The organism is Mesorhizobium sp. P2_D6 (genome assembly GCF_056404315.1).
Genome location: NZ_JBFUEG010000004.1, coordinates 311,343 through 329,301, shown reverse-complemented (window position 1 = coordinate 329,301; position 17,959 = coordinate 311,343). Strand labels below are relative to the sequence as shown.

Below are 17,959 nucleotides of genomic sequence, written 5' to 3'. Positions count from 1 at the left end.
ACGGCAGCTCGTTTTCAGTTGAGAAAGCCTCTAACGGCAAATGCCCGTCGCGGGCAATGCCGAATTGCGGATGACTCCGTCGCAAATCGCCATGCGGCACGCATGGGTCGCGGCCTGCCTTACGCCCAAATGGCGACGGGAATGCCGAAACGGTCGGCAAGCGGCGGGTCGGGAAACGGTCTTGCCTTGCCGCTGGCGAGGCGTCCGGCGATCAGCATCATCACTGCCGCGTCGAGGAAATCGTCGGCGGCAGCCCCTGTCGGCGGCTTCTGATCGAGAAAGGCTCTGACATAGCCGTGTCGGCACAGCAGCGCCTTGCGCTCTTCCATGCCGGCCGGGTTGACTGCGCCCTTGATCTTCTTCGGCAGCGTCATCGCCTTTTCACTGTTCAGCCGGCAGAAGGCGACTTCCGGATGCGATTCGTAGACGCGGGTGCGCAGCTCGGGGCGCGCAATCAGCAGCGCGTCGATCTCGCGGATCTTGGCAAAGATGCCGAAAGCCTGGATCGAGACGCCGCGCGGCGGATCGGAGGTCGTCTTGGCCACGTCGCTGGCGCGGCGATGCGCTTCATACCAGGCCTCAACCGTGGTGAAGTCGCTGATGTCGGCGTAAAGGGCAGCGCGGGAAGGGATAGAGAAGACGCTGGACTGGCGCTGCCCGAGCAGCGACCGCACCAGTGCTTCCGGTCCGCGCCCGCCTCTTTGCGAGAAGTCAGGCAGGCCGATCGGCATATCGACAGCCACGATCGCATCGGTCGGCAAGGCGTCGAGCAGTTCTGCGAAGCTTGGAAAGACAGAGGCTGACGGTGCGGCATCCAGATCGCGGCGGACGGCGATCCAGCCGGCCTTGCAGCCGTCGACGCCGACGAGCACACCGGATGTCACGCCCGGCGGTCCCGCCCTGGGTGTGTGAGATGGCGCATCTGCACCATCGCCATCGGGTGCGACAGGCTTTGCGCATCGGTTTCGAGCTGCAGTTCGTCGCCGCCGCGCTTGGCTGTGCGTGCTAGGATCTCATAGACGGCGGCCGTGGTCGACTGCAGCGCCTTGATCGGCGGCTGTCCCGACAGGATGCGGGCGAGGTAGACGGCAGCCGTGAGGTCACCCAGCCCATTCGGCGGCTTGTCGATGAGGCGGTGTTCGGCCAGCAGCGCCTGGCTGCCGTCGAGCAGCAGATTGCCGGTGCCGCCGGTCATCATCGACGGCGCTGACGTCACCAGCATGGTGCGTGGTCCGGCATGAAGGGCAGCTGCAATGACCGATTTCAGATCGGGCAAGGGCGCGCCGGCCATCCACTCCAGCTCGAAGCGGTTGGGGGTGGCGATATCCGCGATCGGCATCAGCCGGTCGCGCATGCCGGCGGCCGTCGGCTCGGGTACGTAGAGCCCGCCGGAATCGCCCATCACCGGGTCACATATATAGACCGCGTCCGGCGTCTTCGCCTTGACCGCAGCAACCAGCGAAGCGACGGCCTCGGCCTGGCCGGCCTCGCCGAGATAGCCTGACAGCACGGCGCCGACCTCGCCCAGCCAGGGCGCGCGCTCGAGATCGGCCATCAGCGCCTTGAACTGGTCGAGCGGCGGCACAATGCGCGTGGCCCGCCCATGGCCGGGATGCCAAGGCAGGATGACCGTCGGCACCGCCCACACCGGGAAGCCCAGCGTTTCCAGCGCAAACACGGCGGCGCGGTTGCCGACCGAGCCGCGGGCGACATGGCTGGAAATGACGATGACCGCGCGCGGCGCGTCGGCTTTTTCGCTGTTCATGGAATTCCTAGATCGGGATAACGTTTCGTTGAATCGTCATCCTAATCTATCTCTTTGTTGGAGCATGATCTTTTCCGAAAACCGGTTCCCACTTTTCGGGATCATGCTCTAGCTGCCCCGGGAGACGAAATACACCAGCCAGATCAAAAGGCCGAGGGCGACGATGAGCCCAAGCGTTCGGCCAATGCGGGTGCCCCAGACCTCGATCGGATCGGAGCGGTCGGCCTCGGCGGCGGTGACGTGATCGCGCGCGCCTTTCGCGGCACGCGCGATGAACGACGTCCCGCCCGGGCCGCTCTCGTTTGCCACGCGCTCGATAATGCGGCGCGATTCGCTGTCATCGTCTTGGCGTTGCGCCATGATCCTGTCCTGTTTGCCGGCGACCTTACCGTGTTCGCGCGGTCAATCACAGGGCCTCGCGAGCGCATGCGCGCGCGCCAGCCGCAGACATTTTCTTGAGCGCAGATTGTGCTAATGCTTCGCGTGCAACTTCTGTCGAGGGACCACATTATGTTTGCCCAGCGCCTTGCCTTCCCATTCCGCAACCTGCCGGCCGTGCTGATGATGGCCATTGTGCTGCCGCTGCTTGCCGGCTGCGGCTACAACACCATCCCGACGGCGGAGGAAAACGCCAAGGCAGCCTGGAGCGAGGTGCTGAACCAGTACCAGCGCCGTTCCGACCTGATCCCGAACCTGGTCGAGACGGTCAAGGGCTATGCGGCGCATGAAAAGGACACGCTCGACGCGGTGGTCGAAGCGCGCGCCAAGGCGACGCAGATCACGGTGACGCCGGAAACGCTGAAGGATCCCGAAGCCCTCAAGAAGTTCCAGGATGCCCAGGCAGGGCTAACCAGTGCGCTGTCGCGGCTGATCGCGGTGTCCGAGGCCTATCCCGACCTCAAGGCCAATCAGAATTTCCTGGCGCTGCAGGCGCAGCTCGAAGGCACAGAGAACCGCATTGCAGTGGCGCGGCGCGACTACATCCTGGCGGTCAAGGACTACAATCTGACACTGAGGACCTTCCCCTCGGTGCTGTGGGCAACCTTCTGGTTCCGCAGCAACGAGCCCTTCGCCAACTTCACCGTCGAAGAAGACAAGATGCAGCCGCCGAAGGTCGATTTCGGCACGAAGCAGGGCGGATAAGCGATCGGTTGGCAAGCTTGGTCATTTTCGGCCTTGTATTCCTTCACACCCCCCTCTGTCCTGCCGGCCCCGGCCCTTCGCTGCCGCTCCGGGCGTTCGTCGCTCGGAAAGCCAAGCAATTGGCTTTCCGTCCGCTGCGCGGACCGCTCCTCACCCCCTGCAAGGGGGGAGATCGGCAGCTTTGTCGCTTTCGCCAATTTTCGGCGTTGCAGAAAGGTAGCTGCCGGTGATGACAGCCAATCTCCCCCCTTGCGGGGGAGATGGCCGGCAGGCCAGAGGGGGGTGTGCCGGAGCGCCTTCGTCGGCGTCTTGCTTGCCCTGTTTTTCCTCCCCTTCACCGCCTTCGCCGCCGATCTCCCGGTGCTCACCGGTCGCGTCGTCGACAATGCCGGCATCATCGATGCGGCGACCGAGGCGGCACTCACCCAAAAACTCGCCGACTTCGAGACAAAAGGCTCCGATCAGATCGTCGTCGCCACTATCCCAAGCCTCGACGGCGAGGAGATCGAACCCTATGCCAACCGGCTGTTCCGCTTCTGGAAGCTCGGCCAGGCGAAGGAAAACAATGGCGTGCTGCTTCTGGTGGCGCCGAACGACCGCAAGATGCGCATCGAGGTCGGCTATGGGCTGGAAGGCACGCTCACCGACCTGCACACCAGGCTGATCATCGAAAACGACATGGTGCCGGCGTTTCGCGCCGGCGATTTCTCCGGCGGGCTTTCCAAAGCCGTCGACGACATGGTGATGGTGCTGGAAGGCAATCCGGAAGAACTGGAGGCGCGCGGAAAGCGCAATGAGCAACCGCCCATCGACATGGACAATCTGTTCTTCACCGTCTTCATCAGCATCTGGGCGATCATCTTCTTCGGCAGCATGGCGGCCTCCATCCTGCCGCCGATCTTCGGCAAGAAACTTGGCCCCGGCCGCTACCGCTGGCTGGGCATGACTTTCGAGCCAGGCCGGCGATCATCCAGCAGCCGCTGGTCTTCGGGCAGTTCGGGCGGCGGCTGGTCGTCGGGTTCAAGCGGTGGTGGCGGCTTTTCAGGCGGTGGCGGTTCGTCCGGCGGCGGCGGCTCCTCGGGAAGCTGGTGACGAGATGAACGCACGCATCATCAGTTCCTGGCATGGCCGTCTCGTCGCAATGACCGGCGCTGCCTTGCTGGGCTTGGCGGTGCTGCTCGTCGGCTTCACAGCGCTGGCTGCGGAGTTGCCCGCACTCACGGGTCGTGTCGTCGACAATGCCGACATCATCGACGCCGCGACCGAGGCGGCGCTGACGCAGAAGCTGGCGGATTTCGAGACCAAAGGCTCCGACCAGATCGTCGTCGCCACGGTTCCCAGCCTCGGCGGCGAGGAGATCGAACCTTACGCCAACCGGCTGTTCAACTTCTGGCAGCTCGGCCAGGCGGGCAAGAACAATGGCGTGCTTCTGCTGGTGGCCAGGAACGACCGCGAGATGCGCATCGAGGTCGGCGATGGGCTGGAGGGCGCGCTGACCAATTCGCACGCCACACGGATCATTGAAAACGACATGGTGCCGGCCTTCCGCGTCGGCGATTTCTCCGGTGGCCTTTCCAAGGCCGTCGACGACATCATCAAGGTGCTCGAGGACAGTCATGGCGCTTGAGGGCAATCCGGAAGCGTTGGCGGCGGTGTCGATATGATGATGCCCATCATCAGCCCCTCCGGGCGTTTCACCGCCGGTGCGTTGTTTGCCCTGGCGGTGTTGATCTTCGGCTTTGCCGCCATGGCGGCGGAGTTGCCGGCGCTCACCGGTCGCGTCGTCGACGATGCCGGTATCATCGACCCCGCGACCGAGGCGGCGCTGACCCAGAAACTGGCCGACTTCGAGACAAAGGGCTCCGACCAGATCGTGGTGGCAACGATCAACAGTCTCGACGGAGAGGAGATCGAGCCCTACGCCAACCGGCTGTTCCGCTTCTGGAAGCTCGGCCAGGTCGGCGAGAACAATGGCGTGCTTTTGCTGGTGGCGCCGAACGACCACAAGATGCGCATCGAGGTCGGTTATGGGCTGGAAGGCACGCTGACCGATTTGCACACAAAACTGATCATCGAAAACGATATGGTGCCGGCTTTTCGTGCCGGCGATTTCTCCGGCGGCATTTCCAAAGCCGTCGACGACATGGTCATGGTGCTGGAAGGCAATCCCGAAGAGCTGGAAGCGCGCGGCAAGCGCAATCCGGCCGACAACAGTACGCCCATCGATCCCATCGTCGCGATCTTCCTGATCCTGTGGGCGACGATGTTCTTCGGCGGCCTGGCGATGGCCTTCCTGCCGCCGATCTTCGGCACCAAGCTGTCACCGGGCGTGTATAAATGGCTGGGCATGACTTTTCGCTATGGCCAGGGACCGAGGGGATCGTCTTCGGGTTCAAGCAGCTGGACAACGAGTTCGTCGTCGGGCTGGTCCTCGGGCAGTGGATGGTCGTCAGGAAGTTCGGGCAGCAGCTGGTCGTCGGGCTCAAGCAGCGGCGGTGGGTTTTCAGGTGGCGGCGGTTCGTCCGGCGGTGGCGGGTCTTCAGGGAGCTGGTGAGAGACATGGCAACACGACCGATCAGCCCGCAGGACCATGAGCGCATCGCCACCGCGATCCGCGCCGCCGAATCGAAAACCGACGGCGAGATCTACTGCGTCGTCGCGCATGCCAGCGACGGCTATTTCTTTCCGGCCGCCTTCATGGCGACATCCGGCATGCTGATCGTCAGTCTCGCCGTCGCCTATGGGCTGGAAGCCTGGTGGCTGTCGATCCGGCTGCCGCATTTCGTCATTGTACAGCTGCTGGCGCTGGCCTCGGTGCTGGTGCTGTTATGGGCGCTGCCCGCTTTGCGCATCCATCTGGTGCCGCGCCGGCAGCGTTACCAGGCAGCACATGACAATGCGCTCAGGCAGTTCCTCGCCCGTAACGTCCATCGCACCACGGCGCGCACCGGCGTGCTGGTCTTCGTGTCGATCGCCGAGCGCTATGCCGAAGTGGTCGCCGACTCGGGCATCAACAGCAAGGTCGGCCAGCATGTCTGGGACGGTGTCATCCGCGACCTTACGCAGCATGCCGGCGACGACCGGCTCGCCGACGGCTTCGTCAAGGCGATCGAGCAGGTCGGCGCGGTGCTGGCCGAGCATTTCCCGGTTACATCGGGCGACGCCAATGAGTTGGACGACCATCTGGTCGAGATCTGAAAAGCCTGCAAACGCTACCCTGACGACCGTTTACCGCCTCGGCAGCGCGCGTTTTCAAGCCGGCTCTGGCCCGATGTCACCAGTGTCGTGGTCGGCTGTGAGAAAGCGGTTGGCGAGTTGGCCTCGACTCTTGCAAATGGCCGATGCGGGTTTATGGTTAACAAATCATGAATACGCTGAGCATCGACATCAGGAAGGCAGAACCACGCGACGCTGGCGCCATCGCCGACGTGCACCAGCAGGCTTGGGAGGGCGCCTATTCCGGCATCATCCCGCATCGCTCGCTGACCTCGATGATCAACCGTCGTGGCGCCGACTGGTGGGCGAATGCGATTCGTCGCGCTGCCACGGTGCTGGTGGTCGAGATCGGCGGCACCATTGCCGGCTACGCCACGATCGGCAAGAACCGCGCCCGCGAACTTCGCCAGCAGGGCGAGATCTACGAGCTTTATTTGCGTCCGGAGTATCAGGGCATCGGGCTCGGCAGCCGGCTGTTCAAGGCGGCGCGGGCACGGCTTGCCGACCACGGGCTGAAAGGCATGGTGGTGTGGGCGCTGGAAGACAACCAGAACGCGCTGGCCTTCTATGCCGGCGCCGGCGGCCGCGATGTTGCCGAGGGCGTCGAGATTTTCGAGCAGAGGGCGCTGAAAAAGGTCGCCTTCGTCTGGGAATAACGGGTCTCGGTTACAAATCATCATAAACTGTGCGCTTCCATGAGCGCTGCGTACCAATCGCCGCATTGCGCCATTGCGCTCCGCCCGCTATCGATCTGGGAAAATCGAGAGAGGGATTTGAGCCATGCGCATTGAGGCCATTGCCAGCGGAAAGAACCCGCCTGAGGACGTCAACGTCATCATCGAGGTGCCGATCGGCGGCGAGCCGATCAAATACGAGATGGACAAGGAGGCCGGCACGCTGTTCGTCGACCGCTTCCTGCACACTTCGATGCGTTACCCCGGCAACTACGGCTTCGTGCCGCACACGCTGTCGGGCGATGGCGACCCAATCGACGTTCTGGTCTGCAACACTCGCGCGCTGGTGCCGGGCTGCGTCATCAATGTGCGGCCGATCGGCGTCTTGATCATGGAAGACAATGCCGGCCAGGACGAGAAGATCATCGCCGTGCCGTCGCCGAAGCTGACGCTGCGCTATGAAAACGTCACCGAATACACGCAGCTGCCCGAGATCACCCGTGACCAGGTGCAGCACTTCTTCGAGCACTACAAGGATCTCGAACCCGGTAAATGGGTCAAGATCGAAGGCTGGCACGATTCCAAATATGCCAAGAAGATGATTATCGACGCGATCGCGCGGGCGAAGGCGGCGAAGTAGGCGGCGACGCTGGGGGTGCGAGCGCCGCTAAGCACGGCGCCGCCCCTCATCCGCCTGCCGGCACCTTCTCCCCGTGTAGTGACGGGGAGAAGGGAGTAGCCCGGCCCTCGGCTTCTCATTCTGCAACGTGTGTAATTGGCGAAAGCTGCGATGACAGCGTCTTTCTCCCCGTCACTATACGGGGAGAAATGTCCGGCAGGACAATGAGGGGCAGCACGAACCGACGACACTGCATAAGGGGGCGTTCCAACGCGAACGGCCCTTAGTTATCCACCCTACCAAACGCCGGCACATCGCCAATGACGGTGTGCTTGTCCTTGCCGCAGGCGAAACTCTTGGCCTTTTCGTCAGCCAGTTTGCGTGCCTGGTCGTTGGCCTGCGGGTTGCCGGTGGCGAGCACCAGGCCGATGGTGCAGCCATCGCGGGCTTCCATCTGGGCGACCTTGGCGACGAGCAGCACTTCGGTCGGCTTGTTCTCATCCTCGGGATTACTGATCGAGCGGCGGTGGATGACGGCGAAAGGAACGGCGACGTCGCCCTTGCTCTCGATGCGCCATTCGACCTTGGCGCCGGACGAATTGAATCCGGAAAAGCTCTCCCAGACCGAGGTCATCTCGCCGCCGGGCGGAAATCCGTAAAACAGTGATTCACGGGCATCGTCATAGGCGATCAGCACGGGATAGCCGCGATAGCCGGAGCAGGCGAGTTCAGCCCAGTCGCCATCGCCTTCCTCGGCCTGCGCATAGGTGACGCAGTCCTTTTGCGAATCGAGGTCGGTGTAGGCGCTGGATATGCCGTCGGCATGGGCTGCCTGGCAGAGGCCGGCAAGGGCAAAGGGGACAAGCAGCAGGGTGCGCATGTGGACGTCTCCCGTGGAGTTCGTTCCAGCCTATCGTCAAATTTTCGACAGGCCTAGCGTGCGCTATCAGGGGTTGGCGCCGCCCCTCATTGCCTGCCGGGCATTTCTCCCCGTGAACGGCAGGGCAATCGCATATGACATTTTCTGAGATGTTTGCCTGGCACTTACCCCCACCCTTAATCCCTCCCCACAAGGGGGAGGGAGACCCTGCTGGCGCTGATCTCGGCAAATTATTGAGGTCTGGATGCAGGGGCGGAGATAAACAGGGGGCGCGGCAGCGTTCCCTCCCCCTTGTGGGGAGGGTTAGGGTGGGGGTCCCTCTTCGTAAGAATCCATATGCGATTGCCCTGCCGTGAACGGGGAGAAAGAGGCTGGGCGCGCCCCGGCGAAACTCTTGCAACGTTGGTGATTGGCGAAATCGGTGATGGGAGCGCCCCTCGGGGCGGCGACAACGCTCGAAAATGTTATTTCTTCAAGCTCGCCTCAATCAGCAGGTCGGCGTTGCGGGCTACCGATGCCGCCGGGCCGCCGAGGCCGAACAGCTGGCCGCTGATGTAGGCGCCCTCGATCAAAAGCAGCAGGCCGTCGCCGAGCGTGTCAGGGGCTTGTGCACCCATCGTTGCCGCCATTTCGCGCAAGCGGCGGCGCAGTTCCTGCTTGTTGGCTTCGCTGACGACGCGTGCCGGATGGCCGTGTTCCGGGTATTCCACCGCCGCGTTGGTCATACCGCAGCCGCGATAGTCCGGTCTTTGCGTACGCTTGCCGACGCGGGTCAGGAAGGCACTGATCTGCGCGCGCGGGTTGCCGGGATGAGCGGCCACGGCTTCGTCGAAACGCTCCCAATATTCACGGTCATATTGCCTGAGATACGAAGCGGCGAGCTCGTCCTTGGAGGGAAAGCTGCGGTAGAGGCTGGGCTTGGTGACGCCGGCGCGCTTGACGATCTCGTCGACGCCGATCGCCCGGATGCCGCGCCGGTAAAACAGGTCGTAGGCGACGTCGAGGATCTTCTTGGCAGCCTTGGGCGGCGGCGCTGCATGACCGTCATTGATGGTCAGTTCAATATTTTTGTCCGTTGGCATCATGTGACTCGGTTGACGTGTTACCGATCGGTACGTATACATCTCCTCGCCCTGCAACGTACCGGTCAGTAACATGATAGCTCAATCCCGTCCCTTTGGCCAGCGCTACGCTTTCGTCGTGGTCGGCGTCATCTTCCTCTGCCTGCTGATCGCGGCCGGGCTTCGTTCTGCGCCCTCCGTGATGATGCTGCCTCTGGACAAAAGCTTCGGCTGGGGGCGCGATACCGTGTCGGTTGCCGCCGCTATCGGCATCTTCCTCTATGGCCTGACCGGGCCGTTCGCCGCCGCATTGATGGAGCGTATCGGCCTGCGCCGTACGCTGCTGGCCTCGCTGGTGATCATGTCGGGCTCGACCGCGCTCAGCCTGCTGATGACCGAGCCCTGGCACCTGTTCATCACCTGGGGGGTGTTTTCCGGCATCGGCTCCGGTGCTGTTGCCACCGTGCTCGGCGCCACCATCGTCAATCGCTGGTTCAAGACCAATCGCGGTCTTGTCATGGGGCTGATGTCAGCCTCCAGCGCCACTGGCTTGCTGGTGTTCCTGCCGCTGCTCGCCTCGCTCGCCCAGTCGGGCGGCTGGCAGCCGGTCGCCATCGCCGTCTCTGTCGCCACCGCCTGTCTGCTGCCGCTGGTCTGGCTGCTGGTGCCGGAGCGTCCCGCTTCCATCGGCATGGTGCGCTATGGCGCCGAGGCCGATGACGTGCCGCCGGTGTCGCCGGCCTCGCAAGGCAATTTCCTGGGGCATACGCTCAACACGCTGCGCCGCGCCGCGGGAACCAGGGTATTCTGGTATCTGTTCGCCACCTTCTTCGTCTGCGGATTCACCACCAACGGGCTGGTCGGCACCCATCTGATCTCCTTTTGCGGCGATATGGGCATTGGTGAGGTGCAGGCGGCCGGCCTTTTGTCGATGATGGGCATTTTCGACCTGATCGGCACGACGCTGTCGGGTTGGCTCACCGACCGTTTCGACCCGCGCAAGCTGCTCGGTGTCTACTATGGCATTCGCGGCCTGTCGTTGATTTACCTGCCCTATTCCGGCTTCTCGGCGACCAGCCTGATCATCTTTGCCGTGCTCTACGGTCTCGACTGGATCGCCACCGTGCCGCCGACGCTCAGGCTCGCCAACGAAGCCTTTGGCGACCGCAGCGGACCCATCGTCTTCGGCTGGATCGTCGCCGGCCATCAGGTGGGCGCCGCCGCTGCCGCTGCCTTTGGCGGCACCATGCGGGAATTGCAGGGCAATTACGAACTGGCCTTCCTGATTGCCGGCATGACGGCGATTGTGGCGGCGTGTCTGTCGCTGCTGATCAATACGAGCCGGCCGGCCTTCGACCCGGAGCCGCAGGTGGCTTGAGGTGCGGTGCTGATCTCCCCCCTCGAGGGGGAGATGGCCGCGAAGCGGCCAGAGGGGGTCGGTCCGACCGGGCTCGGCGTCCTTGCGGCGAAGGAGGAGGTCAGCGCTCTACGCGCGGCGACCCCCTCTGTCGCCTTTGGCGACATCTCCCCCTCAAGGGGGGAGATCACCTGTCCATTGTTATCAAAACTTCATCTTTCCGAGATGCGGCTGAAACATTGAGGCTGGACGCTGGTGGCGGACGTTCAAGCCATCAGGAGACAGCCATGAACAAGATCTCGTTGACCCGCCGCGCTTTCGTCACCTCAGCGAGCGCTGCGGGTCTGCTCGGCGCATCGGGCCTCGCTTTGCCCTACTATTCGCGCGCCAGCCAGCGCCCGGCCTTTACCCATGGTGTCCAGTCCGGCGATGTCGATGCCTCGAGCGGCATGGTGTGGACGCGCACCGATCGACCCTCGCGCGTCATGTTCGAAGTGTCGTCGACCGAGAATTTCGCCAACGCCATCCGGCTGGCGCCGCTCGATACCTCGCCGGCCAGCGACTTTACGGTCAAGCGGCTGCTCACCGACTTGGCTGCCGACCAGGACATCTTCTACCGCATGACGGCCGCCGACCTCGCCGACATCAATGTCGTTTCCGAGCCGATCGTCGGGCGCTTCCGCACTGCACCCGCCTCGAAGCGCGACATCAAATTCGCCTGGTCGGGCGACACCGCCGGCCAAGGCTGGGGCATCGACCAGACCGGCATGAAGACCTACGCCACCATCGCCAAGCACACGCCCGACTTCTTCCTGCATTCCGGCGACACGATCTATGCCGATGGCGCCATGAAGGATGAGGTCGACCTGCCTGGCGGCGGCAAATGGAAGAACGTCGTCCTCATCGACGGCAAGCGCAAGGTGGCCGAGACGCTGGACGAGTACCGCGACCAGTGGAAGTACAACATGATGGACAAGAACGTTCTCGCCCTGAGCGCCATCTGCCCGACCTTCTACCAGTGGGACGACCACGAGGTGCTGAACAACTGGTCGGATTCGAAGGATCTGAGCGCAGACAACCGCTACACCGAAAAATCCATCCATGTGCTGGCGGCGCGTGCGGCGCGCGCCTTCCATGAGATGACGACGATCCGCTACGAACCGTCGGAGCCGGGCCGCGTCTATCGCAAGATATCCCATGGGCCGCTGCTCGACGTGTTCTTCCTCGACATGCGCTCCTATCGCGGCCCCAACGGCCCGGACATGCAGGACACCATGACGCCGGAGTCCCGTATACTCGGCGAACAGCAGACCAAATGGCTGAAGCGCGAACTGGCCAACTCCAAGGCGACCTGGAAGATCATCGCCGCCGACATGCCGCTTGGCCTCGTCGTCTGGGACGACGGCACCAAGAAGGTCGGCGCGGAAGCCGTCAGCAATGGTGACAACGGCCTGCCCAAGGGCCGCGAGCTCGAGATCGCCGACCTGCTGCGCTACATCAAGAACGCCGGCATCACCAACACAGTGTGGCTGACGGCCGACGTGCATTACACGGCCGCGCACTATTACAACCCCGACAAGGCGCAGTTCCAAGACTTCAACCCGTTCTGGGAATTCGTCTCCGGCCCGATCCATGCCGGCACGTTCGGCCCCAACGATTTCGACATGACCTTTGGGCCGGAACTGAAATTCATCAAGGCGCCGACCGCCGAACAGGGCCAGAACCTGCCGCCCTCGGCCGGGCTCCAGTTCTTCGGGCTGGTCGATATTTCAGGGGCGACCGAGCAGCTGACGGTGCGGCTGATGGATCGCGATGATAACGAGCTCTACAAGGTGACGCTCGATCCGGTGCGGTCGGCGTAGGCTGGATAGGTCGGCAGGACAGCACCCCCCTCTGTCCTGCCGGACATCTCCCCCGCAAGGGGGGAGATTAGCAGTTCTGCCGCTGGCGCAGGTTCTTCCGCGTTGACGATTGGCGAAAGCCGACGCGGCATCTGATCTCCCCCCATGCGGGGGAGATGCCCGGCAGGGCAGAGGGGGGGTGTGACGGATCGCTACGCTTGGAGTAGGTGGGAACCGTCAATCCGGATAGCAAACCGTCGGAATCTTTGGCCAAACCGCGCTGTCGCAGCCGGCAACCTGCTGCCTCTGCTTGAAGGAGGCGCTGACCGGGCCGGTGACCACGGGGTCGACGCCATCAGGGGCGTCGGCGAACAACTGCTCGGCCGTCTGGTCAGAGGACGAGACTGGATTGGCTTCCTTCAGCGTCGCGGCCGATTGCGCGGCATTGGCCGCCAGCAGGGCAGCGAATGCGACCGAAGCGATGAGTGGCCAAAATCGGTTGAGTTTGTCGGTCATGAATTTCGAACTGCCCAGGCCCCGAAAGGTTCCCGCCTTGGTTAACAAAACCATCTCACACCGAGATGCTTAAGATTTGATGAGTATTTGGTGATGCGCCTCCTCTTTCGCAATTGCGAAAAACCCTGTATGAGCCGCGCAACCGAAAGAGGCGGCGCCTTTGGCCTGCTGCCTGCAACGCTCCCGAGACCACAACATGAAAATTCGTAATATCGCGATCATCGCGCACGTCGACCATGGAAAAACCACCCTCGTCGACCAGTTGCTCCGGCAATCCGGTTCCTTCCGCGACAATCAGCGCGTCGCCGAGCGTGCCATGGATTCCAACGACCTGGAAAAGGAACGCGGCATCACCATCCTGGCCAAGGCGACCTCGGTCGACTGGAAGGACACCCGCATCAACATCGTCGACACCCCCGGCCACGCCGATTTCGGCGGTGAGGTCGAGCGCATCCTGTCGATGGTGGATTCGGCCATCGTGCTGGTCGACGCCGCCGAAGGCCCGATGCCGCAGACCAAGTTCGTCGTCGGCAAGGCGCTCAAGGTCGGGCTGAAGCCGATCGTCGTGATCAACAAGATCGATCGCCCGGACGCCCGCCATGTCGAGGTGGTCAACGAGGTGTTCGACCTGTTTGCCGCGCTCGACGCCACTGACGAACAGCTCGACTTCCCGATCCTCTACGGCTCGGGCCGTGATGGCTGGGTTTCGGAAAATCCGGAAGGTCCCAAGGATCAGCAGCTTGCGCCGCTGTTCGACCTCGTCATCAAGCATGTGCCGGAGCCGACCGTTCATCCCGGCCCGTTCCGCATGATCGGCACCATTCTGGAAGCCAACCCGTTCCTCGGTCGCATCATCACCGGTCGCATCGAATCCGGCACCTTGAAGTCCAACCAGGCGGTCAAGGTGCTGCACCATGACGGCACCCAGATCGAAACCGGCCGTATTTCCAAAATCCTCGCCTTCCGCGGCCTCGAGCGCCAGCCGATCGACGAAGCGCAGGCGGGCGACATTGTCGCCATTGCCGGCCTGTCGAAAGGCACCGTTGCCGACACGTTCTGCGACCCGGCGGTGACCGAACCGCTGCATGCGCAGCCGATCGATCCGCCGACCGTGACCATGTCGTTCCTGGTCAATGACTCGCCGCTCGCCGGCACCGAAGGCGACAAGGTGACCAGCCGCGTCATCCGCGACCGCCTGCTGCGCGAAGCCGAAGGCAATGTCGCGCTGAAGATCGAGGAATCGCCCGATAAGGATTCGTTCTTCGTCTCCGGCCGCGGCGAATTGCAGCTGGCCGTGCTGATCGAGACGATGCGCCGCGAAGGCTTCGAGATCGCCGTGTCGCGTCCCCGCGTCGTCATGCAGAACGGCGAGAACGGCGAATTGCTGGAGCCGGTCGAGGAAGTCGTCATCGACGTCGACGAGGAGCATGCCGGCATCGTCGTGCAGAAGATGTCGGAGCGTAAGGCCGAGATGGTCGAACTGCGCCCCTCCGGCGGCAACCGCCAGCGCATCGTCTTCCACGCGCCGACACGTGGCCTGATCGGCTACCAGTCGGAACTCTTGACCGACACGCGCGGTACCGCCGTGATGAACCGGCTGTTCCATGCCTACCAGCCCTACAAGGGCGAACTGCCGGGCCGCACCAACGGCGTGCTGATCTCCAACGAACAGGGCGAAGCAGTGGCCTACGCCATGTGGAACCTGGAAGACCGCGGCCCGATGGTCATCGATCCCGGCGTCAAGGTCTATCAGGGCATGATCATCGGCATCCATAGCCGTGACAACGACCTCGAAGTGAATGTGCTGAAGGGCAAGAAGCTGACCAACATCCGCGCCGCCGGCAAGGATGAGGCGGTCAAGCTGACGCCGCCGATCCGCATGACGCTGGAGCGCGCGCTGGCCTGGATCCAGGACGATGAGCTGGTCGAGGTAACGCCGAAGACCATCCGCCTGCGCAAGCTCTATCTCGACCCGAACGAGCGCAAGCGCTTCGAGAAGTCGGCGAAAGTGGTCGGCGCGGCTTAATCGTCTGATTTTTCCGGATATGGGACGGGGCGAAGCACCAACATGCTTCGCCCCTTTCGTTTATCCGCTGGCCGCTGAGATAATGGCTTTGCGGTCGGCTTCGCTGGCGAGATCAATCCGCACGGTGGTGCCGTTGCGGGCCGGCTTGCGCAAAGCCTTGGCCCCTTCCGGATCAACCACCAGCAATCGGTTCTCCTCCAGCGCCTGAAGCCTCGACCGTGAGATGCCGAGCTCGCCGGCAAGCAAACGGTCGAGCCGCAGCGATGTCGGCATTTCGAGCGCGAGCCCGATCTCAAGCGCGGTTGCGCCTTCGCCGCCGAGCCTGTGCTTGTGAACCGCGACGTCGGAAAACTCCTCGACGCGTCCGACCCGGCTTCGCAACGCCAAGACATCGAAGGCGTGGCGGCGGGTCAGCGCCGGGTCGTTGCTTTCAAGGGCTGCCAGCAGGGTCGGTTCGATGTCGCGGCGGTTGCAGCGTTCGAAAATGCCGAAATTCCAGGAATTGTCGCAATCGATGCAGCGATAGATCAGCCACACGTCGATACGCTTGCCATTGGCGTTGACGCGGAATTTGTCGCTGCAGCGATAGGCCTTCACCGTGCCGCAGCGGTTGCAGTTGATCAGGGGTCGAGGTGCGGTGCCGGGCGCGATCGTCCAGCGAATAGCGAGATGTTGAGACAAGCCGAAAACCTTCCAATGCGGAAGTTCTTCAGGCCGGCAATGTCGAGATGCCCATGCGGGCACGGCGTGGCGAGAGCTAGCTATGGTCGGAAGTCAGGTGCCACGGGCGACAGCCACGCAACAGCGGTTCAGCAGTGCCAAACCGGTCTCGAACCGCCGCCTGAGGAACACATGAAAATGGAGCAGACACCGCTTAATGCGGCGCCCTGCCAGTGTGATCAGGGGAGTTGGCGAGACCGGCGGTTACTGAGGCAAAGTGAAGCTCGAAATGGATGTCGGGACGGGTCTTCTAGCGACAAGATGCCACGTGGGCAAGGCCTATAGCCGGTCTTCCGCCATGCTCAGCCGAACGCGATCTGCACCTTCATCGATTGGGTGCGGTCGCCGGCGATCTCGAACGCCGCCACCGCCTCGTCCATCGGATAGATGCCGGTCAGCAGCGGCTTGACGTCGACACGGCGGTTGTTGATCAGGTCGACGGCCAGTGCGAATTCGTCGTGAAAACGGAAGGAGCCGCGCATCTCGATCTCCTTGGCGACGATCTGATTCTGTGGCAACGACATGTCGCCGCCAAGCCCGAGCTGGACCAGCACGCCGCGTGGCTTCAGCACGTCCAGGCCGGCCCGCACCGCGCGCTCATTGCCGGAGCATTCGAACATCACGTCGAAACTGCCCTTTTCGATGTTGTAGGCGACGAGGCTGGCGCCGTCGGTGGCGACATTGATGGTGCGGTCGGCGCCGATCTCGCGGGCCTTGACCAGAACCGCGTCCATGACATCGGTGGCGACGATCTCGCGCGCGCCGTGGACGCGCGCAGCCAGGATGCAGAGCGCGCCGATCGGCCCGCTGCCGGTGACCAGCACCCGCTTGCCGAGCAGCGGGCCGGCGCGGTTCACGGCGTGCAGCGTCACCGCAAAGGGCTCGGCGAAGGCGGCTTCATTGATGGAGACGTGGTCGGCGATCTTGTGGCACTGCCAGGCTTCCGCGACCAATCGCTGGCGGAAGGCGCCCTGTATATGCGGCATCGGCATGGCGCTGCCGTAGAAGCGCATGTTGAGGCATTGGTTCTGCGTGCCTTGCAGGCAGTAGCGGCAGGCATTGCAGGGCCGGCTGGGCGAAATCGCGACGCGGTCGCCGACGGCGAGGCTTGAGACACCAGCGCCAAGCGCTCTCACCGTGCCGGCAACCTCATGTCCCAGGATCATCGGTTCGCGCAGGCGGACGACGCCAAAGCCGCCATGATTGTAATAGTGCAGGTCCGAGCCGCAGATACCGCCGGCTTCGACTGAAATCTCGACCTGTCCGGCGCCGAGCGCGCCCGGATCGGTCTCCTCGATGCGGAGGTCTTTTGCGGCGTGGATGACGATCGATTTCATGGCCGCGATCCTTTCTCAAACCATAGGTGCGGGCAAGGTGCGAGCGCTGAAATTTCTCGTAAGCTCTGGCCCATCGGCCCGCAGGGTTCCAAATTGCGGCTGATCGGCTATCCTTCGCGCTCCAACGCTCGAAGGCTCCGCCATGCACCTTACCTCGCTCCTGATCTTCGCCGCCGCTCTGTTCGTCGCTGCTGGCTCGCCCGGTCCGTCGATCGCCGCGCTGGTTGCGCGCGTCATCTCGAAAGGGTTTCGCGACGTGTTCCCGTTCCTGCTTGCCATGTGGATCGGCGAGGGCATCTGGCTGTCGCTGACGGTGTTCGGACTGGCTGTCGTGGCGCAGACGTTTCACTTCGCTTTCGTGGTCGTGAAATGGGTCGGTGTCGCCTACCTCGCTTACCTCGCCTGGAAGATGTGGACCGCGCCGGTCGAAGCCAGGGACGGCGAGATGCCGCGCGAGGATTCGCCGCTCAAGCTCTTCTTCGCCGGTATGGCGGTGACGCTCGGCAACCCCAAAATCATGATGTTCTACCTGGCGCTGCTGCCGACCATCATCGATCTCGCTTCGGTCAGCGTCGTCGGCTGGGTCGAGCTGACGGCGACGATGGCGGTGGTTCTCATCGCCGTCAATCTCGCCTGGGTGGTCGCCGCCTCGCAGGCGCGCAAGCTCTTGAAGAGCAAGCGGGCGATGAAGATCGCCAACCGCATCAGCGCCACGACGATGGCCGGCGCAGCGGCGGCGATCGCAGCGCGGTCATAGGGCATGATCCGGAACCGAAGGACCGGGTCAGCGAAAGGCGAAACCCG

General features: G+C 63.3%; 18 protein-coding genes and 1 pseudogene. 11 read left to right on the top strand and 8 right to left on the bottom strand.

The features are described 5' to 3' along the window. Positions 1-119: 119 nt before the first annotated feature. The 3 genes from AC1D1L_RS11220 to AC1D1L_RS11210 all read right to left on the bottom strand — a co-directional run bounded on the left by AC1D1L_RS11220 (position 120) and on the right by AC1D1L_RS11210 (position 2,125). Positions 120-884 carry a DUF429 domain-containing protein gene (locus AC1D1L_RS11220; protein WP_477341241.1) on the bottom strand — a complete coding sequence of 255 codons (765 nt, stop codon included), beginning with the start codon at positions 882-884 and terminating at the stop codon, positions 120-122. Continuing rightward, on the bottom strand, positions 881-1,765 hold the full coding sequence (gene pdxY / locus AC1D1L_RS11215) for a pyridoxal kinase PdxY (RefSeq protein ID WP_477341239.1): 885 nt from the start codon (positions 1,763-1,765) through the stop codon (positions 881-883). The genes AC1D1L_RS11220 and pdxY overlap by 4 nt, the downstream gene beginning before the upstream one ends. A 108-nt stretch (positions 1,766-1,873) precedes the next feature. Further along, complete coding sequence (locus AC1D1L_RS11210) at positions 1,874-2,125, bottom strand: hypothetical protein (protein ID WP_203280706.1); 252 nt, start codon at positions 2,123-2,125, stop codon at positions 1,874-1,876. A gap of 150 nt (positions 2,126-2,275) precedes the next feature. Here AC1D1L_RS11210 and AC1D1L_RS11205 point away from each other — a divergent pair, with 150 nt between their 5' ends. The 7 genes and pseudogenes from AC1D1L_RS11205 to ppa all read left to right on the top strand — a co-directional run bounded on the left by AC1D1L_RS11205 (position 2,276) and on the right by ppa (position 7,438). Next, positions 2,276-2,908 (top strand): LemA family protein, encoded by a 633-nt coding sequence (locus tag AC1D1L_RS11205; RefSeq protein WP_477341237.1) that lies wholly within the window; start codon positions 2,276-2,278, stop codon positions 2,906-2,908. 282 nt (positions 2,909-3,190) lie between these two features. Beyond that, positions 3,191-4,000 carry a TPM domain-containing protein gene (locus AC1D1L_RS11200; protein WP_477341235.1) on the top strand — a complete coding sequence of 270 codons (810 nt, stop codon included), beginning with the start codon at positions 3,191-3,193 and terminating at the stop codon, positions 3,998-4,000. A 49-nt stretch (positions 4,001-4,049) separates the two neighbouring features. Then, positions 4,050-4,517 (top strand): annotated as a pseudogene (locus tag AC1D1L_RS11195) (TPM domain-containing protein); the annotation flags it as partial. 54 nt (positions 4,518-4,571) lie between these two features. Further along, on the top strand, positions 4,572-5,462 hold the full coding sequence (locus AC1D1L_RS11190) for a TPM domain-containing protein (RefSeq protein WP_477341470.1): 891 nt from the start codon (positions 4,572-4,574) through the stop codon (positions 5,460-5,462). Between the two features lie 5 nt (positions 5,463-5,467). Then, complete coding sequence (locus AC1D1L_RS11185; protein ID WP_477341233.1) at positions 5,468-6,106, top strand: TPM domain-containing protein; 639 nt, start codon at positions 5,468-5,470, stop codon at positions 6,104-6,106. Positions 6,107-6,273: 167 nt separating this feature from the next. Continuing rightward, the gene (locus tag AC1D1L_RS11180; RefSeq protein WP_142869081.1) at positions 6,274-6,780 is read left to right on the top strand and encodes a GNAT family N-acetyltransferase; all 507 of its coding nucleotides are present in this window, start codon (positions 6,274-6,276) and stop codon (positions 6,778-6,780) included. Positions 6,781-6,904: 124 nt separating this feature from the next. Continuing rightward, positions 6,905-7,438, top strand: coding sequence for an inorganic diphosphatase (gene ppa / locus AC1D1L_RS11175; RefSeq protein ID WP_477341231.1), 534 nt, complete (start codon positions 6,905-6,907; stop codon positions 7,436-7,438). Between the two features lie 262 nt (positions 7,439-7,700). Here ppa and AC1D1L_RS11170 read toward each other — a convergent pair whose 3' ends face one another. Together AC1D1L_RS11170 and AC1D1L_RS11165 are read right to left on the bottom strand one after the other, a co-directional pair. Then, a complete protein-coding gene (locus tag AC1D1L_RS11170) occupies positions 7,701-8,297 on the bottom strand; it encodes a hypothetical protein (RefSeq protein ID WP_477341229.1) in 597 nt (198 codons plus the stop codon). A gap of 464 nt (positions 8,298-8,761) precedes the next feature. Next, a complete protein-coding gene (locus AC1D1L_RS11165; protein ID WP_477341227.1) occupies positions 8,762-9,379 on the bottom strand; it encodes a TetR/AcrR family transcriptional regulator in 618 nt (205 codons plus the stop codon). Positions 9,380-9,452: 73 nt separating this feature from the next. Here AC1D1L_RS11165 and AC1D1L_RS11160 point away from each other — a divergent pair, with 73 nt between their 5' ends. Then, positions 9,453-10,736, top strand: a complete 1,284-nt coding sequence (locus AC1D1L_RS11160) for an MFS transporter (protein WP_477341225.1) — start codon at positions 9,453-9,455, stop codon at positions 10,734-10,736. Positions 10,737-11,002: 266 nt separating this feature from the next. Beyond that, entirely contained in the window at positions 11,003-12,577 is a 1,575-nt protein-coding gene (locus tag AC1D1L_RS11155) for an alkaline phosphatase D family protein (RefSeq protein ID WP_477341223.1), read from the top strand. A 216-nt stretch (positions 12,578-12,793) separates the two neighbouring features. Here the strand turns inward: AC1D1L_RS11155 and AC1D1L_RS11150 are convergent, their stop codons facing one another. After that, positions 12,794-13,072, bottom strand: coding sequence for a hypothetical protein (locus AC1D1L_RS11150; protein WP_477341221.1), 279 nt, complete (start codon positions 13,070-13,072; stop codon positions 12,794-12,796). A gap of 196 nt (positions 13,073-13,268) precedes the next feature. On the opposite strand from AC1D1L_RS11150, the gene typA reads away from it, so the two are divergent. Beyond that, the gene (typA, locus tag AC1D1L_RS11145) at positions 13,269-15,098 is read left to right on the top strand and encodes a translational GTPase TypA (RefSeq protein ID WP_477341219.1); all 1,830 of its coding nucleotides are present in this window, start codon (positions 13,269-13,271) and stop codon (positions 15,096-15,098) included. A 60-nt stretch (positions 15,099-15,158) separates the two neighbouring features. Here typA and AC1D1L_RS11140 read toward each other — a convergent pair whose 3' ends face one another. Beyond that, positions 15,159-15,779 (bottom strand): DUF1062 domain-containing protein, encoded by a 621-nt coding sequence (locus AC1D1L_RS11140; protein WP_477341217.1) that lies wholly within the window; start codon positions 15,777-15,779, stop codon positions 15,159-15,161. A gap of 341 nt (positions 15,780-16,120) precedes the next feature. Then, on the bottom strand, positions 16,121-17,155 hold the full coding sequence (locus AC1D1L_RS11135) for an L-idonate 5-dehydrogenase (RefSeq protein WP_477341216.1): 1,035 nt from the start codon (positions 17,153-17,155) through the stop codon (positions 16,121-16,123). A gap of 142 nt (positions 17,156-17,297) precedes the next feature. Here AC1D1L_RS11135 and AC1D1L_RS11130 point away from each other — a divergent pair, with 142 nt between their 5' ends. After that, the gene (locus AC1D1L_RS11130; protein WP_477341214.1) at positions 17,298-17,912 is read left to right on the top strand and encodes a LysE family translocator; all 615 of its coding nucleotides are present in this window, start codon (positions 17,298-17,300) and stop codon (positions 17,910-17,912) included. Positions 17,913-17,959 lie beyond the last annotated feature (47 nt).

What these genes read in the sequence shown, in the direction of transcription:
- pdxY (WP_477341239.1), bottom strand. Translation starts at nt 1,765, where the DNA reads ATGAACAGCGAAAAAGCCGACGCGCCGCGCGCGGTCATCGTCATTTCC.
- AC1D1L_RS11210 (WP_203280706.1), bottom strand. Translation starts at nt 2,125, where the DNA reads ATGGCGCAACGCCAAGACGATGACAGCGAATCGCGCCGCATTATCGAG.
- AC1D1L_RS11205 (WP_477341237.1), top strand. Translation starts at nt 2,276, where the DNA reads ATGTTTGCCCAGCGCCTTGCCTTCCCATTCCGCAACCTGCCGGCCGTG.
- AC1D1L_RS11190 (WP_477341470.1), top strand. Translation starts at nt 4,572, where the DNA reads ATGATGCCCATCATCAGCCCCTCCGGGCGTTTCACCGCCGGTGCGTTG.
- AC1D1L_RS11185 (WP_477341233.1), top strand. Translation starts at nt 5,468, where the DNA reads ATGGCAACACGACCGATCAGCCCGCAGGACCATGAGCGCATCGCCACC.
- AC1D1L_RS11180 (WP_142869081.1), top strand. Translation starts at nt 6,274, where the DNA reads ATGAATACGCTGAGCATCGACATCAGGAAGGCAGAACCACGCGACGCT.
- ppa (WP_477341231.1), top strand. Translation starts at nt 6,905, where the DNA reads ATGCGCATTGAGGCCATTGCCAGCGGAAAGAACCCGCCTGAGGACGTC.
- AC1D1L_RS11170 (WP_477341229.1), bottom strand. Translation starts at nt 8,297, where the DNA reads ATGCGCACCCTGCTGCTTGTCCCCTTTGCCCTTGCCGGCCTCTGCCAG.
- AC1D1L_RS11165 (WP_477341227.1), bottom strand. Translation starts at nt 9,379, where the DNA reads ATGCCAACGGACAAAAATATTGAACTGACCATCAATGACGGTCATGCA.
- AC1D1L_RS11160 (WP_477341225.1), top strand. Translation starts at nt 9,453, where the DNA reads ATGATAGCTCAATCCCGTCCCTTTGGCCAGCGCTACGCTTTCGTCGTG.
- AC1D1L_RS11155 (WP_477341223.1), top strand. Translation starts at nt 11,003, where the DNA reads ATGAACAAGATCTCGTTGACCCGCCGCGCTTTCGTCACCTCAGCGAGC.
- AC1D1L_RS11150 (WP_477341221.1), bottom strand. Translation starts at nt 13,072, where the DNA reads ATGACCGACAAACTCAACCGATTTTGGCCACTCATCGCTTCGGTCGCA.
- typA (WP_477341219.1), top strand. Translation starts at nt 13,269, where the DNA reads ATGAAAATTCGTAATATCGCGATCATCGCGCACGTCGACCATGGAAAA.
- AC1D1L_RS11135 (WP_477341216.1), bottom strand. Translation starts at nt 17,155, where the DNA reads ATGAAATCGATCGTCATCCACGCCGCAAAAGACCTCCGCATCGAGGAG.
- AC1D1L_RS11130 (WP_477341214.1), top strand. Translation starts at nt 17,298, where the DNA reads ATGCACCTTACCTCGCTCCTGATCTTCGCCGCCGCTCTGTTCGTCGCT.